The 14,313-nt window shown below is 41.8% G+C and carries 16 protein-coding genes and 1 tRNA gene; 15 read left to right on the top strand and 2 right to left on the bottom strand.

What is annotated here, in order from left to right; genetic code table 11:
- Window positions 1-50: 50 nt before the first annotated feature.
- Window positions 51-995 (bottom strand): DHH family phosphoesterase, encoded by a 945-nt coding sequence (locus ADI76_RS00145; RefSeq protein ID WP_049513791.1) that lies wholly within the window; start codon window positions 993-995, stop codon window positions 51-53.
- Window positions 996-1,143: 148 nt separating this feature from the next.
- Between ADI76_RS00145 and ADI76_RS00140 the strand changes: the two genes are divergently transcribed.
- From ADI76_RS00140 to ADI76_RS00075, 14 genes are all read left to right on the top strand, one after another.
- Window positions 1,144-1,413, top strand: a complete 270-nt coding sequence (locus ADI76_RS00140; protein WP_049513794.1) for a TIGR04197 family type VII secretion effector — start codon at window positions 1,144-1,146, stop codon at window positions 1,411-1,413.
- Window positions 1,414-1,430: 17 nt separating this feature from the next.
- Window positions 1,431-1,805, top strand: a complete 375-nt coding sequence (locus tag ADI76_RS00135; protein ID WP_049513790.1) for a DUF3958 family protein — start codon at window positions 1,431-1,433, stop codon at window positions 1,803-1,805.
- Complete coding sequence (locus ADI76_RS00130) at window positions 1,780-3,699, top strand: DUF3114 domain-containing protein (RefSeq protein WP_049513787.1); 1,920 nt, start codon at window positions 1,780-1,782, stop codon at window positions 3,697-3,699. The genes ADI76_RS00135 and ADI76_RS00130 overlap by 26 nt, the downstream gene beginning before the upstream one ends.
- Before the next feature lie 34 nt (window positions 3,700-3,733).
- Window positions 3,734-4,267: a cobalamin biosynthesis protein CobN gene (locus ADI76_RS00125; protein ID WP_229100811.1), complete on the top strand. Its 534-nt coding sequence runs from the start codon at window positions 3,734-3,736 to the stop codon at window positions 4,265-4,267.
- 116 nt (window positions 4,268-4,383) lie between these two features.
- Window positions 4,384-4,827 (top strand): flavodoxin, encoded by a 444-nt coding sequence (locus ADI76_RS00120; protein WP_009730912.1) that lies wholly within the window; start codon window positions 4,384-4,386, stop codon window positions 4,825-4,827.
- 63 nt (window positions 4,828-4,890) lie between these two features.
- Window positions 4,891-5,163, top strand: a complete 273-nt coding sequence (locus tag ADI76_RS00115) for a chorismate mutase (RefSeq protein ID WP_003007051.1) — start codon at window positions 4,891-4,893, stop codon at window positions 5,161-5,163.
- 46 nt (window positions 5,164-5,209) lie between these two features.
- Window positions 5,210-6,373, top strand: a complete 1,164-nt coding sequence (locus tag ADI76_RS00110; protein WP_204374217.1) for a chloride channel protein — start codon at window positions 5,210-5,212, stop codon at window positions 6,371-6,373.
- Window positions 6,374-6,496: 123 nt separating this feature from the next.
- A complete protein-coding gene (gene rplS, locus ADI76_RS00105; protein WP_003003254.1) occupies window positions 6,497-6,844 on the top strand; it encodes a 50S ribosomal protein L19 in 348 nt (115 codons plus the stop codon).
- A 43-nt stretch (window positions 6,845-6,887) separates the two neighbouring features.
- Window positions 6,888-6,959: transfer RNA gene (locus tag ADI76_RS00100), tRNA-Arg, on the top strand.
- Between the two features lie 460 nt (window positions 6,960-7,419).
- Window positions 7,420-7,974: a hypothetical protein gene (locus tag ADI76_RS00095; RefSeq protein WP_049513781.1), complete on the top strand. Its 555-nt coding sequence runs from the start codon at window positions 7,420-7,422 to the stop codon at window positions 7,972-7,974.
- Between the two features lie 268 nt (window positions 7,975-8,242).
- On the top strand, window positions 8,243-8,956 hold the full coding sequence (locus ADI76_RS00090; protein ID WP_239683599.1) for a DUF6572 domain-containing protein: 714 nt from the start codon (window positions 8,243-8,245) through the stop codon (window positions 8,954-8,956).
- A 449-nt stretch (window positions 8,957-9,405) separates the two neighbouring features.
- Complete coding sequence (locus ADI76_RS00085; RefSeq protein ID WP_049513777.1) at window positions 9,406-10,374, top strand: DUF6287 domain-containing protein; 969 nt, start codon at window positions 9,406-9,408, stop codon at window positions 10,372-10,374.
- Between the two features lie 170 nt (window positions 10,375-10,544).
- Complete coding sequence (locus ADI76_RS00080) at window positions 10,545-11,036, top strand: hypothetical protein (RefSeq protein WP_049513773.1); 492 nt, start codon at window positions 10,545-10,547, stop codon at window positions 11,034-11,036.
- Between the two features lie 153 nt (window positions 11,037-11,189).
- Window positions 11,190-12,002 (top strand): PrsW family glutamic-type intramembrane protease, encoded by an 813-nt coding sequence (locus ADI76_RS00075; RefSeq protein WP_049513772.1) that lies wholly within the window; start codon window positions 11,190-11,192, stop codon window positions 12,000-12,002.
- 43 nt (window positions 12,003-12,045) lie between these two features.
- Here ADI76_RS00075 and mnmE read toward each other — a convergent pair whose 3' ends face one another.
- On the bottom strand, window positions 12,046-13,419 hold the full coding sequence (mnmE, locus tag ADI76_RS00070; protein ID WP_049513768.1) for a tRNA uridine-5-carboxymethylaminomethyl(34) synthesis GTPase MnmE: 1,374 nt from the start codon (window positions 13,417-13,419) through the stop codon (window positions 12,046-12,048).
- 162 nt (window positions 13,420-13,581) lie between these two features.
- Between mnmE and rpiA the strand changes: the two genes are divergently transcribed.
- Window positions 13,582-14,253 (top strand): ribose-5-phosphate isomerase RpiA, encoded by a 672-nt coding sequence (gene rpiA, locus ADI76_RS00065; RefSeq protein ID WP_049513766.1) that lies wholly within the window; start codon window positions 13,582-13,584, stop codon window positions 14,251-14,253.
- The last annotated feature ends 60 nt before the right edge of the window (window positions 14,254-14,313 follow it).

Here is a 14,313-nt window from a genome sequence, read left to right as displayed (position 1 = left end):
AGATCAAATGAAAACCCCATGACCAAGATAAAAAGGCTGAGAAACTGTTCTCAGCCTTCGTTTGTGCGTGCCACTTCTTGTAGCTCTTTGTAGATTTGGTCGTTTTCTTCGAGGGAGTAGGAGTTGGCTCCACTCGCTAGTGGATGGCCACCACCATTATGTCGTTTGGCAATTTCGTTGATCACTTTTCGTTTGCTACGCATCCGGACACGGAAGTGACCGTCGGCCTGCTCAACAAAGATAGCCCAAACAGATACGGTATCGATGCGTCCAGGAGCTCCGACAATTGCAGCGGTCTCTGAATCACGTAGATCGAATTTCTTCAAGAGCTCTTGTGTTAGGGTCACACGCGCAGCGCCATGTTCATCGATCTCAAGATGGTCATAGACATAGCCTTGAAGCTTAGCTGTCTTAAGGTTGATCGTATCCATCTGACGAGCAAGTGCTGTAAAATCGAAGGGAATGCTTCGAAGATAGGCAGCGATCTCAAAGGTTCGAGTCGAAGTGGAAGGATAAAGGAAGCGACCAGTATCGCCGACAATCCCAGCATAGAGAAGACGAGCAGCACTCACAGGAAGTTCAAGATCCAATTCCTTAGCAAAAAGTGCGATTAACTCACTGGTAGAGCTAGACTCAGTATCGACCCAGAGCAGATCGCCATAAGCATCGTCATTTGGGTGGTGGTCGATCTTGATCAGGAAATCACCATTCGTATAGCGCTTGTCATCGATGCGGGGAGTATTAGCCGTATCACAGACAATCACCAAAGCTCCAGCATAGTCCTCATCGCTGACAGTATCCATCTCAGCAAGCCAAGTCAAGGTTGGTTCATCATAGCCAGTTGCCAAGACCCGCTTTTGAGGGAAGTGCGCACGCAGGAGATCCCGCAAGCCCACCTGGCTACCAATCGCATCCGGATCCGGATTCTGATGACGGTGGATAATAATCGTGTCATAAGCTTGAATTTTTTCAAGAATTTCATTCATTACGTTCATACATTACCTCATTTTCTCTGTCAATTTTAACATAAGAAAGGCCCATCCAGCAAGCATTTATCACTAATTAGGAGCTGTGGAAACGGTTTTACAGAAGATCAATATTTTGGTAGAATGGATGAATAGATTTAGTATGGGAGGGACTAGGATGATTGAAATTAAAAGTAATGCTGAGACGGCACAAGAGTTAGCAGCTTCTTTAAAAAGTAGTGGGGATGCACTTTCGGGAGTTGCATCAGCTTCAAAAGATGAACAAACCAAACTATCTGGTAATGATGCGGCCCATCAAGCCATTGATACTGCTAAAACCAAAGCAGAAGAAATTGCAGCGGCGATTGAATCAATCGGGACCAACTTGCAAAGTGTTTCAATTGGATTTACAGAAGTGGATGAAGCGACTGCTGCGAGCATTCAATAGCTTGAAAGAGTAGGAAGATGAATCACGATCAACAACTATCGGAATTAAGAAGACAAGAAGACCAACTTTTCCAAAAAGAAAGAGAAATTGTAAGAGAAAAAAGAAATCTGGAAGATGAGTTGAACCGCTTTGAGGGCTATAGCTCTGATGCGTACCGTTATTTATGGGATGCATTTGAATCCTATCCTTCCTCTAGAAATTTTTTTGACCAACTTCAAGAGGGATTTCTTCATGAATCGCGAAAAATTTCAAATAGTTATTTAGAAGAGCTGGATGAATTAGCTATTCAAAAAAGAAAAGCCGAAGATGATTTAAATGATATCTATCATGAACGGAAAAAATTAATGATTGAAAAGGAGTGTGACGATGGGAATCGAAGTTTATCGAGGTAGTTTGGATAGCCAAGCTAGTAGCACAGGTACTATGATTAAGCAACAATTGAAAGCCTATGAATCACTAGAAACATCATTAACTCAAATAGAAAATTCTGCCTCGCGCTTGTCTGGCCAAGCTTACGACTCTTTTAGAAGCTTTGTGACAAGTGTTGTCCAGCCATTGAAGGAGGCTGGGGTTGCTTTAGCAGAAGCTACACAAGAAAGTGTGAAGAAGCTTCCAGCATCCTATCGCTCGGAGGTGGCTGACGAGGACTTACAGGAAGAAAAGTTGGTTTCTGATATTGAACAGTGTGATCGGATGATTGCTATCTTTCATGCAGAGATTAATGAAATTGCTGCTAGTAAATCGACTAGTGCTGGAGATTTTCAACGGTTGCAGAGATTACAGAGGATTCAAGGCTTAAACGTATTAGAAAGTATTTTTAAAGCTACTAAAAATAAACTACAAGAAAAATTAAATAAACTCAGAGCGTTTAATGCATCATCGCCAAGTATCTTCTGGGAAATTGATGTCTTAGCCCAAGCTATTCAAATAGCTGTCAATCAAATTAACATAGCGTGGGATCCAAATACGGGAATGTATTCTATTCCAAAGGATTTATCCTGGTCTGATCTCGTAAATGAAACGATTAAGAATAAAGAGTTTGAAAATGAATATTTGCCAAAGAAACCAAAGGATGTAACAGCGTTCGAATATAACCAATTTCTTACGGGATTACGTGAACAATCAGTGAACCTTAAAGAAATAGATGGCTGGGATAAGGATGCCATCAAAGGTTATGTTAAAGGCGTTTCAAAAAGAACTGCTGATGCCAAGACAGGCAGTGAGTTAAATGCAAGGAGAGATGCTTTGTATGCAGAAACCAAGGAGATTGGATCCGATATCTATACAGAGATGTACGCTAGTAGTAAACTCGATTCAGAAGCGAAAGTAAAACTTGTTCTTAAGCAATTAGGTGCAGAAACGGATGGTAATCAGTTTATGCATTTGACAAGCAAAACGCATAAGATTTCAGAGAATCTACCACCACATGGGGATTTCAACATGTATTTCAGACGTGATGTTGTAAAAGCATTCGGTGATAAACATCTTAATTACAAAGAAGATTTACTTAGGCAGCAAGTCCATTTCTTCCGCTACTATCTGGATCGTCAAGCGATTTACTATATTCGGAGTCACTACGAAGGCGCGAATGATTACGAAAAACTGTTAGCATATGGTAAAGAAAATAATATTGAATTTGATTACACAACTGGCTCTAACTACCATAATCGCTTTAATCCAAAAGATGGCTTTAAACGTCCCTATAATATGAAGGTTCAAGTCCCTCAGGGCAATTCAGCTAAAGGAAAAGATTTAAACAATGCACGGATGGTGGAATTTATTGTGAATTTGGATACCGGCGAGTTTGACAGTCAATGGGATGCCTATGATAAACACAAGCTAGCAAATGGTCGCTATAACTCAGATCTAAGCGCATATTCTGATGATGAATTTAGGGAAATTGCCAATACGGAATCCTTCAACTATGGTCCTTCAAAAGGTCAAAATTCAGATGTTACTAAGTTTTACGAAGGTAAACATGGAATGCTTGATGTAGGTGGTACCCCTGAGCCAGCTACTCGAGCTAGAGCTAAAGAGTTATTCCGTTATGAAAAAGACTTGGGCAAAAAAGATGAAAATACAGGACATGTTGGTCAATTTGCGGATATTGTAAGGAAAGGGAACCAAGATTATGAAACATGGCAACGAAATACAAAAGGAATGTCAGAAGAAGAAAAAGTGGAAGAGTATAATAAATTTAAGAAATCTCTTAATGGCAGTGCTGATAATAATACTGGCTATTATGACTATACTCAAAGTCAATTCTATCCGAAAGACCACCAGTAGTGCGTATGATATTTTACAGAAACAGAGATTTGTTTTGGTACAAGATAAAAATGACTGGGGAAAAGAGTGGAGTACTGGAGTAGGATTTGATTTAAAAGATAAGGAATTGTACAATTCGTATTTTGCAGTTATTAAGAGGAATAAATTATATGGTGGTTATGGAAATTATGGAACTAAAGAAATGTACCAACGTTCTTTTAACAGAGAAATATCATCCATTTTAGTTAATCTGAAAATTTCACCAGATGAAATCAAAAAGAATAATTATCAAATTACACGCTCACCAGATTCTTTAGTAAATAAAGAATTATTGAAAGAGGAATATCCGCCAGAATTTGAAGGTAGATATTCTATCAAGGATAGTCAGTTTTCCAAAGTTCGTATCACCTACAACAAAGAATTCTTACCCACTAAAATCGAATGGTACTATAAGGGTGAAGAAGGCCTCAAATGGTACACTTGGCGCACCTATTCGTATCCCTTCAAAAATAAGGCTAATTTTGATAAGAAATTAGATGAAGAAATTAAAACTATTAAAGCAATTCAAGAAGAAAACGAGGGCGATTAGGTTGAATCGGTCCAAATTCTTGAAACGTGTCCCTTCTTTCAGCTTATCGGGAAAGGTTTCGTGCAAAATGTTTGAAAAAGTGGTATAATACGGGAAATAGCTTTTGGGAGGAAATTATGACTGTAGCGAAGATTGTTTTTGCTAGTATGACTGGAAATACTGAAGAAATCGCTGATATCGTAGCGGACAAATTCCGTGATCTTGGTGTCGAAGTAGATGTGGATGAGTGTACAACTGTGGATGCGGAGGACTTCCTTGAAGCAGATATCGCAGTGGTAGCGACTTATACTTACGGTGATGGAGAGCTTCCAGATGAGATCCAAGATTTCTACGAAGATTTGGCTGGCCTTGATCTCAAAGGCAAACTTTACGGTGTGGTAGGATCAGGTGATACCTTCTACGATGAATTCTGTAAAGCAGTTGATGATTTCGACCGTTGCTTCGCTGCGACTGGTGCTGAAAAAGGCTCTGAGTGTGTCAAAGTTGATTTGTCTGCAGAAGATGAAGACATTGAAAAATTAGAAGCCTTTGCAGAAGAACTTGTAGCAAAAGCAAATTAATGACAAAGAGGCTGGATCGATGGAATACAGCCTCGATTTATATCCAAAATAAAGAGGAGACACATGGATTTAGATCAGATTCGTAAGGACATTGACCAGATCGATCAAGAGCTAGTAGCCTTGCTGGAAAGACGGATAGTCTGTGTCGGTCAGATTGTAGAATATAAGGAGCAGCAGGGCTTACCTGTGCTCGATCAAGGAAGGGAGAGAGAAGTGCTTGAGAAAGTCGGGTCTCTCGTGACGGATGAGCAGTATCGTGCGACCATTCAAGCTCAGTTTCAAGATATGATGAAGCGCTCGAGAGACTTCCAAGAGGAGGTGAGGGCGCGTGACTAGTCTATCGATCAAGCAAAAAGCACAACAGTATGTGGTCCTAACAGGGATGGCTCTTTTTATTGGACTCTTGGTTGGTGCTATTGATATGATTTTTGGTCAAGGTCTTCTCCTGATTGGAGATGTACGAAGCCAGCATTGGCCCTTGATTCTTTTCCTAGCCTTAGCGGGGCTTGTCATCGTTTATCTTTATAAACGTTTTGGTGGCAAGGCTTCAAAAGGGATGGGCCTCATCTTTGATGTCGGACACGCGCGTGAGGAGAAAATCCCCTTGGTCTTGGTGCCTTTGATCATGCTGACGACCTGGATGAGCCATCTCTTTGGTGGTTCGGTCGGTCGGGAAGGTGTAGCAGTCCAGATCGGAGCTACGCTTTCGCATCGTTTTGCCCGTCACATCAAGATTCCAGATGCTTCGCGTATTTTTCTCATGACCGGGATGGCAGCCGGTTTTGCGGGGCTCTTTCAGACGCCACTCGCAGCAACCTTCTTTGCTCTTGAAGTCTTGACAGTTGGGGAGTTGCAGTTGATGGCTCTCTATCCTGCCCTTATCGCCTCGATCGTGGCTAGCTTCACCTCTCATGCTCTTGGCTTGGAGAAATTTGCTGTGCCACTCAAGGAAACGCTGAGCTGGACACCAGAGACCTTGATCAAAGTCGCCCTTCTTGGCTTGGCTTTTGGCCTCGCTGGGAAACTCTTTGCAGTTAGCCTTTCCTGGTTGAAGAAAACAGTCGCGAAAGTACTGCCTAATCCGTATATTCGAATCGCGGTCATTGGGGCTGGGCTCAGCTTGATCCTCTTGACTCTCCAACTGACCAAGGTTGGCTCTTATAGCGGACTCGGAACCAATCTGATTGATGTGGCTTTTCATCAGGGGAGTGCGCAGAGTTATGACTGGATTCTCAAGCTCCTCTTTACCGTGGTGACCATCTCTGCTGGATACCAAGGAGGAGAAGTGACACCGCTCTTTGCGATCGGAGCTACACTTGGCGTCTTTCTCGCTCCTCTGCTGGGCTTACCCGTCTTAGTGGTGGCTGCTATCGGTTATGCCAGTGTCTTTGGCAGTGCGACGACGACCTTGCTCGCACCGATCTTGATCGGAGGAGAAGTCTTTGGCTATGCCAATCTGCCATTCTTTGTCATTGCTTGCGCCATCGCCTATTGCCTGCCAAAAGAGTGGAGCATTTATTCCGGTCAAAAAGTTGCGAAAAAGTAGAGAAAAGAGCTTTACAAACCTGAAATTATCTGATATGATAGTTTCTGTGCGTAATGGAAGCACAAAAATACAGTTTATCCGCTGAGGGAGGTCCCTCAAGATTGACGAAGATAGGAGAATAAAATGAATCCATTAATCCAAAGCTTGACTGAAGGTCAACTTCGTACTGATATCCCTGCATTCCGTCCTGGTGACACTGTTCGTGTACACGCGAAAGTTGTCGAAGGATCTCGTGAACGTATCCAGATCTTTGAAGGCGTTGTTATCGCTCGTAAAGGTCAAGGACACACTGAAATGTACACTGTTCGTAAAATCTCTAACGGTGTCGGTGTTGAACGTACATTCCCAGTACACACTCCACGTGTAGAAAAGATTGAAGTTGTACGTTACGGTAAAGTACGTCGTGCGAAATTGTACTACCTTCGTGCATTGCAAGGTAAAGCAGCTCGTATTAAAGAAATCCGTCGTTAAGACGAACAAGGAGGCGGGAGTGATCTCGCTTCTTTTTTTATCGGTCCCCTTAGTTCAATGGATATAACAACTCCCTCCTAAGGAGTAGTTGCTGGTTCGATTCCGGCAGGGGACAATATAGATAAGTAAAACACTGATTCGCCAGTGTTTTTTCTTTAGCCAAATGTTGGCAAAGGTCATAAAATATCCATGGTGTGGTATAATAGGGGAAAACGTAACATTGATTTTTTAAGGTAGTCTCATCATTTTGGAATACCAAATTTAAAAGACTTCTAAGTGATTTACAAGTTTGGCCTAAAAGAGATATAAGAAAAGGAAGAATAATGAAAATTTTTGGTATAAGATCTACCATCACATTTGACTATGAAAAGGCTATGCTTTAAAAGCAGAGGTAGAATTGTTGACTGATGGAAGCTTTATTGTATATAGGTTAAGTATACAGAATTGGGAGCCACCTACAACCACATTCGTATCACACAGAACGAGATAGATAAACTTGTCGAGGAAGTGGATTCCATGATGACTGAGCAAACAATACATCTCGAATTTATCTGAGTTAGAGTAGGAGAAGGATGATGAAAATTGATTACGGTGAACGGATGGTCACATGGGAGTGGGATGGTTGCGTAATAAAGATAGAACTACCAGATATCATTCATGCGGAATATAATAAAGATGAGAACATTGTTATCGTCTATAGTGGAGAAAACTTTGTAAGCAAAATCATTTTCTACTTTAGTTTAGAAGGAAAATTGTTATGGCAACAAAATTTACTAGAAGGAACCCTGGATTGGAATCATAATGGGAAGCATCAGATTAGTTTTCATCATTTACATCATCTTCGCTTTAGCCCTAAATATCAGCGTATCTTCAGTATATTTCGCTCATCCAGCGATTTTGACGTTCCATCAGAACTAGAGGTTTATAATTTAGAAGGTAAGAAAATCGACCAAATTGAATCTCCTTCAGGATTTACTATGTTATATATTTCTGAGATAAGTAAGAAGAAACTGAGAATTGTATGCGAGGCTCTTAAAGAGGATTGTTTTGATAAATCTGGTCGAAGAGATTTCTATTTTAATTTGGAGTTAGAAACTAGAAAATGGGTAAAAGATGGCATCGCCTATTGAGGAAGAGCTTGAGACATTAATTCCACTTGCTGAACAAAAATGTATTGACCGGAGAGGCAAACTTCCAGACGATTATGTATCACCATTGAAATAGACAAAAAGAAATAGTATGACAACAGAAATTCAACAATACAAAAATTGTACGATATTAAAAAACAACAATGATTATCAGATTCTGTGGAGTAGAGGGAAAGAAGTGCTTAACTTTCCCATTAGCCAAAAATTAGCAGAACGTGTTTCAAAATCAGAAAAAGATGCTTTAGAAGTAATGTTTTATTGTGAACATCATCTTTGGCCAAAGGCAGATGAGTTAGATGATTATAATCATTCCAATACGATTGTACATAGAGGCGATGGATTTGTTGTATATGAAACAGATGGTTATTACGAAATTAGCTTCTTTAAAGAAGTTGGAGGAGCTATGGGCTCAGAAGTATGCTATCCCATTACTAAGGAACTAATGGATAAAGCATTTCAATCTTCTAGGGAAGCATATGAGGTGATGATTTATGCCGAAACAGGGCACTGGCCCTTAAGTAAGCAAGATGATATTGATAGAAACTATATACGTAATCATCCTGAAACTATGCTACCAAATATAGAAGATCAACGTGAGTTGTTTGATGTTGAAGAGTTTAAAGCTCTTGTAAAAAAAACTATTGTTTCAGAACTAGAACCTAGCGAACTTGACGCTATTGGTATAGTTGATAATCATTTAGAGCTTCTTCTGGTGGATTCAGTCGGCTGGCAGGAAGAGATAGAAGCAGTCCATCTGGAAATTCTGCAAGAAAAACTCAATAACTATATCTACTTCCTCGAAAGCAAGCAATATGTGGATAGATATGGCGTTAGCTTTGATAAAAAAGTCATTCATATCACCTTCCAATGTTCTCCATCGGATAATGGACTATCCTTTCTCACCGCTGTTCAGAAAGTATTGCAACCGACAGATATGAGCTTGAAGGTAGAATTACCGGAGTAAAGAACAACTAAGAAGAATAAAATTAATCAATTTATGAGGGATAAATAATATTAAAGCGAAGGTCAGTCAAAAAATAAGATGGCTAAAAAGTAGACCAAAATTTTCTAAAAGCCTATTTTATATTTCGGCAGGGGACAAAGATAGAAAAGAAAACACTGGCAGTTGAACTGCACCCCAAAAGTTAGATTTTTTCTGTCTAACTTTTGGGGAGTAGTTCACTTATGACAGAGTGTTGACGTTTTAGAGCTGTGTTGTTTCGAACGGTCCCAAAACAAGAAAAATAAAAGATGATGGTATAGAAGCTCGTTACATTGAGCTTCTTTTTTTTGAGACATTCAAATCATAATTTTACAGAGTTTTAGGTCATTAAATTATTCTCGCCCTCCACTTTTTCTTTGACCCTCCTTTCTTATTTTTCTAAAATAGTAGGTGTGTGAAGGGAGATTGATATGAAAAAAGGTTTGGTAATTGTGCTTTCTGCTTTGGTCTTGGCTTCGTGTGGTCGTCCTCAGAGGACGGGGTCGCCTAAGAGTTCGGATTCCAAGCAGACCAGCACTTCAGAAAAGAAACAGTCTGGTATGGATTTGAAAGCCATCAAGGCTAAGGACTACTCGAGTATCAAGGGGACTTGGATCGATGGTCGTGGCAATGAGCTGGTCTTTGATGATAAGGGCTTGGTCAGCGAGGATGTTGAGCTTGATGCATCGAGCTTTAAGCAGAAGGACCAGATCGCTGAGATGACGGTTAGTGCCAAGTCGGGTGTTGGAGGCTACGGTCTCTTGCTCCTTCCAAAAGGTCAGAAAGCGGGCAAAGACGATGCTTCGGATAAGTCCAAGGATCGGATCTGGGCTGGTCAGTCACCAGCTTATGGCGATGATGACAGTTTCTACTATCGCAAGAAAGAGCAGCCGAAAGATCGGGAGCAAGTAGATACAGACGATAGCAGTAGTACGTCTAAAACGAGTAAGGCTAAGAAGTGGAATACTCGCCCGGATGGCGAGGTCAAATCTTCGAAGAAGGCAGATCAGAATGATTATCCAGGCTACACCGCTGCTCAGGTCGAAGCTGCGCGTGTCTGGGCTTATGTGATTAAGAACGTTCCTTCCGAGTTAAATATTTCAAATAGTGCAGCTGGAACAAAGATTTATAATGGTGGCTTGGGTGTCGATTATCCAAAAGATGTGCGTCATCTGTTTGGTTCATATTCAGCTGAAGGAAATATCACTTATGCATCCAATGGTGATGGAACAGTCACGATCTATCCTGTACCGAGCCACTGGCAACAGTCTGCGGATGAGCTTAATAGTGAGGAGTTTATGACGCAATTTACCCAAGGGATCTTGGACCATGCTGAGACGGTGACCTTGCCTGACGGTGATCCAGACATGATTCGCCAGATCCTAGCTGTACTGAAGTAAGAGTGATTATGGTAGAATAATATTGGATAAAAATTTTTTTAAACTATTAAAGATCTAATGACCTATTAGGTTATAAAATTAAAGGTTTGTAATATCTTTTACAGGAAGCTTATGCAATTTTGGTTAATTACAGGTCGTTTTCTACTTGTAAAAATAAAAGGAGAAAATCTATGAAAAAAACTATGTTTGCAACAATGACCATTCTCTCGCTATTTCTGTCATCGTGCGCGCAAAAAGAAGTGAAGAATGAAGACAAAAAAGAGCAGTCTACTGAACAGAATGTAAAAGATTCTACAAAGGAAAGTAAAGAATCAGTGGTCAAAGGGATGAATCAAGCCCCTACCTCATTGGTTGGAAATGAAAAACCTAATGTAGTATTTGCTTATATGCTTCAAAATCAAATCAATGGCGAAATTGAGATGGCGAAAGTGTATTATAATGAAGAGTATTTGATCCTTGTCTTCTCTGTATCAGAAAATATGCTATCTTTAGCAAATATAAATCCAAAAGATTATTGTAAGACGCTTTTTGATTTAAAAGAAGAGATAGTAAAGCAATACAATGCAACTCAAAACAAACCGAGCAGTATAAAACTTAAAATATATGATAAAGATGAGAAGCTCTTGGCGACTGAGGAAAATGGAGCGTTGGTGATTAAGTAACTAAATTTAGTCAACAATTTGTCGCCATCTACGTTTTATATTTTTCTCACTAATCCACATTTATTGTTTTTTTAAGCTGATCCTGTTACAATGATAGTACTCGGAAAAGACTGGGCTTCCAGCCTTTTTCATTTCACTTTAGAAAGGTCTTTTATGAAACGCAAATCGATTTTGTTTCTCTATTCACTCTTGCTAGCGATTGGCCTAGCCTATGAGACCCAGTCACTGACAGAAGGCTGGATGTCTGGTAGCCAGTACGGGATTGTGGGACTTTCTACCCTCATCCTTTTGGTCTATGCACTTCCTGCTGTTTGGGCTCTCTTTCATTTTGCTAAGAAGTGGAAGTTGTCTTGGGTACCGGTTCTCTTTTCTTTATTAGGAGGGGGCTTTGTTGCCGGTTGGTTGTCTAGCTTTGCCAATACCTATTTCCATGACATGATTCAAGCGATCGCTCCAAATAGCGACTTTTGGAACCAGTACGAGAGTGCCATCGCTGCGCCCCTCTTTGAGGAACCCTTTAAGTTGATTCCGATCTTCTTTGTCCTCTATTTATTCAGTGTCCGTCGCATCAAGTCGATCTTCCTCTTGGCGATTGCCTCTGGTCTTGGTTTCCAGATCGTGGAGGACTTTGCCTATATCCGTCAGGATCTGCCGGGAGGGTTCTCTTACACGGTGTCAGGGATTCTCGGCCGTGTGACCAATGCGCCCATGTCTCACTGGGTATACACAGGTCTTGTCATGCTAGGGCTCTTCCTAATTGTCCAAGCAAGCAGAGGACGCAAGGATCTACGTCTAGCAGGCTGGGGATACTTAGTAGCTGGGTTTGGACTCCATTTTGTTGGCAATTCACCCTTCTCACAAATCGTGACCGAGTTGCCGATTGCGATTCCAGTCTTGAATGCTACTGGTCTCTTCCTGATCTACCAAGCTTATCAAACCGTCGAGCGATTAGAACAAGGAAAATAAAACAAAAAAAGAATGCGTATGTGTGCAAACATACGCATTTTTGTTATTTACCAAGACAGAACTGGCTGAAGAGTTGGGTGATGAGCTCGTCTGGTGCAGCATCTCCTGTAATCTCTCCAAGGATTTCCCAAGTGCGGGTCAGATCGACTTGGAGCAGGTCCACTGGCATGCCCATAGCCAGGCCTTCGTTGACTGCTTGGAGGCTTTCAACGGCTTTCTCAATAAGAGAGATGTGGCGGGCATTTGAGAGATAAGTAGCATCTTGCTCGACCAGTCCAGCATTCTCGAAGAAGAGGGCGTTAATCCGGTCTTCGATCTGGTTGATATTTTGGTTTTTCAGGACAGAAATTTTGATATGATCGGCAGGAATCTCGTCCAACTCGATTTGCTGCGGGAGATCGACCTTATTGAGGAGAATGATGCGGTTACTATCTTGAGAGATTTCAAGGAGTTGGCGATCTTGATCGGTCAAGGGCTCGCTAGCATTGAGAACCAGAAGAACCAGATCAGCTTCCTTGAGGGCTTTTTTCGACCGTTCGACACCGATCTGCTCAACGATGTCTTCGGTTTCCCGGATACCAGCTGTATCGACTAGTTTGAGGGGAACCCCATTGATGTTGACGTATTCCTCGATAACGTCACGGGTGGTTCCTTCGATATCGGTCACGATGGCTTTTTCTTCACGAAGAAGATTATTGAGGAGGCTGGACTTGCCGACGTTTGGACGACCGATGATAGCAGTAGAAATCCCTTCACGCAAGATCTTACCGCGACGGGCAGTCTTGAGGAGGTTGGTCAAGAGGGCTTCAAATTCACTGGTCTTTTCACGGATGATCTCAGTGGTTGCTTCTTCAACATCATCGTACTCAGGATAGTCGATATTGACTTCGACCTGAGCCAGAGTATTGAGGATCTCTTGGCGGGTGTTGTTGATGAGGTCAGACAGGGAACCATCTAGTTGCTTAACGGCGATGTTCATAGCCTTGTCGGTCTTGGCGCGAATGATGTCCATGACGGCTTCGGCCTGTGTTAAATCGACCCGACCGTTCAGAAAGGCCCGCTTGGTAAACTCACCAGGTTCTGCCAGACGAGCGCCTTCACGGATCACCAATTGCAGGATTTCATTGGTCACAGCAATCCCGCCGTGGGTATTGATCTCGATGATGTCTTCACGGGTGAAGGTCTTCGGCGAGCGCATGGCTCCAACCATGACTTCGTCGAGAATCTCGTTCTTATCTGGATCTACGATATGGCCGTAGTTGAGCGTGTGGCTAGCCACGCTGCTTAAATCTTTTCCCTTAAAGATCTTTTGCGCGATGGCAAAACTGTCTGTCCCACTTAAGCGGACGATCCCGATCGCCCCCTCACCAAGAGGTGTCGAGATGGCAGCAATGGTATCAAATTCTTTAGTAATCATGTCATTTCTCTTTTCCTGTATATTCATCTCTATTCTATCGTAAAGTCAGCAGACGGGCAAGGTTTTGCTTTTAGAACTAAAAGCTGGAAAGGTTTTCAATTAATTAGTGAAATCTCTTACAGAATATGCTATACTGTAATAGAATATAAAAGGAGGTCTATGATGGTAAACCTAAAAGAACAGGTAGGAATTAAAGCGGCTGAGTTTGTCAAAGACGGCATGATTGTCGGTCTCGGTACAGGGTCAACTGCTTATTATTTTGTGGTTGAATTGGGTCGTCGCATCAAAGAAGAAGGCTTGGAGATCACAGCTGTCACAACGTCGAGTGTGACCTATGATCAGGCTGAAAGTTTAGGCATTCCGCTCAAGGCTATCGACGATGTTGAAGTGGTCGATGTAACAGTAGATGGCGCAGATGAAGTGGATCCTCAATTAAACGGGATCAAAGGTGGCGGTGGTGCTCTCCTCATGGAAAAGATCGTCGCAACTAATTCAAAAGATTGCATTTGGATCGTAGATGAATCTAAACAAGTCGCAACTCTTGGGGCTTTCAAACTTCCAGTGGAAGTGGTGCAATATGGAGCTGAAAATCTCTTCCGTCACTTTGAACAAAAAGGTTACCATCCTGCTTTCCGTATCGCGGATGACCAACGTTTTGTCACCGACCAAGGCAACTTTATCATTGACTTGGATCTCAAAGTGATCGAGGATGCGGAAGCTTTGGCCAATGAACTGGATCACACCGTAGGCGTCGTAGAGCACGGTTTATTCTTGAACATGATTTCAAAAGTGATTGTAGGGACACCAGATGGCCCTGTCATCATTGAAAAATAGAGAGTGGGACAGAAATCGGTAATTCGTTAGAATTCGATTTCGTCGTCCCACCTCCGCACA

Origin of the sequence: Streptococcus parasanguinis (genome assembly GCF_001074805.1) — a bacterium.
GTDB classification, from domain to species: domain Bacteria; phylum Bacillota; class Bacilli; order Lactobacillales; family Streptococcaceae; genus Streptococcus; species Streptococcus parasanguinis_A.
The sequence above is the reverse complement of the archived record's forward strand: the minus strand, read 5'-3'. Positions and strand labels throughout refer to the sequence as shown.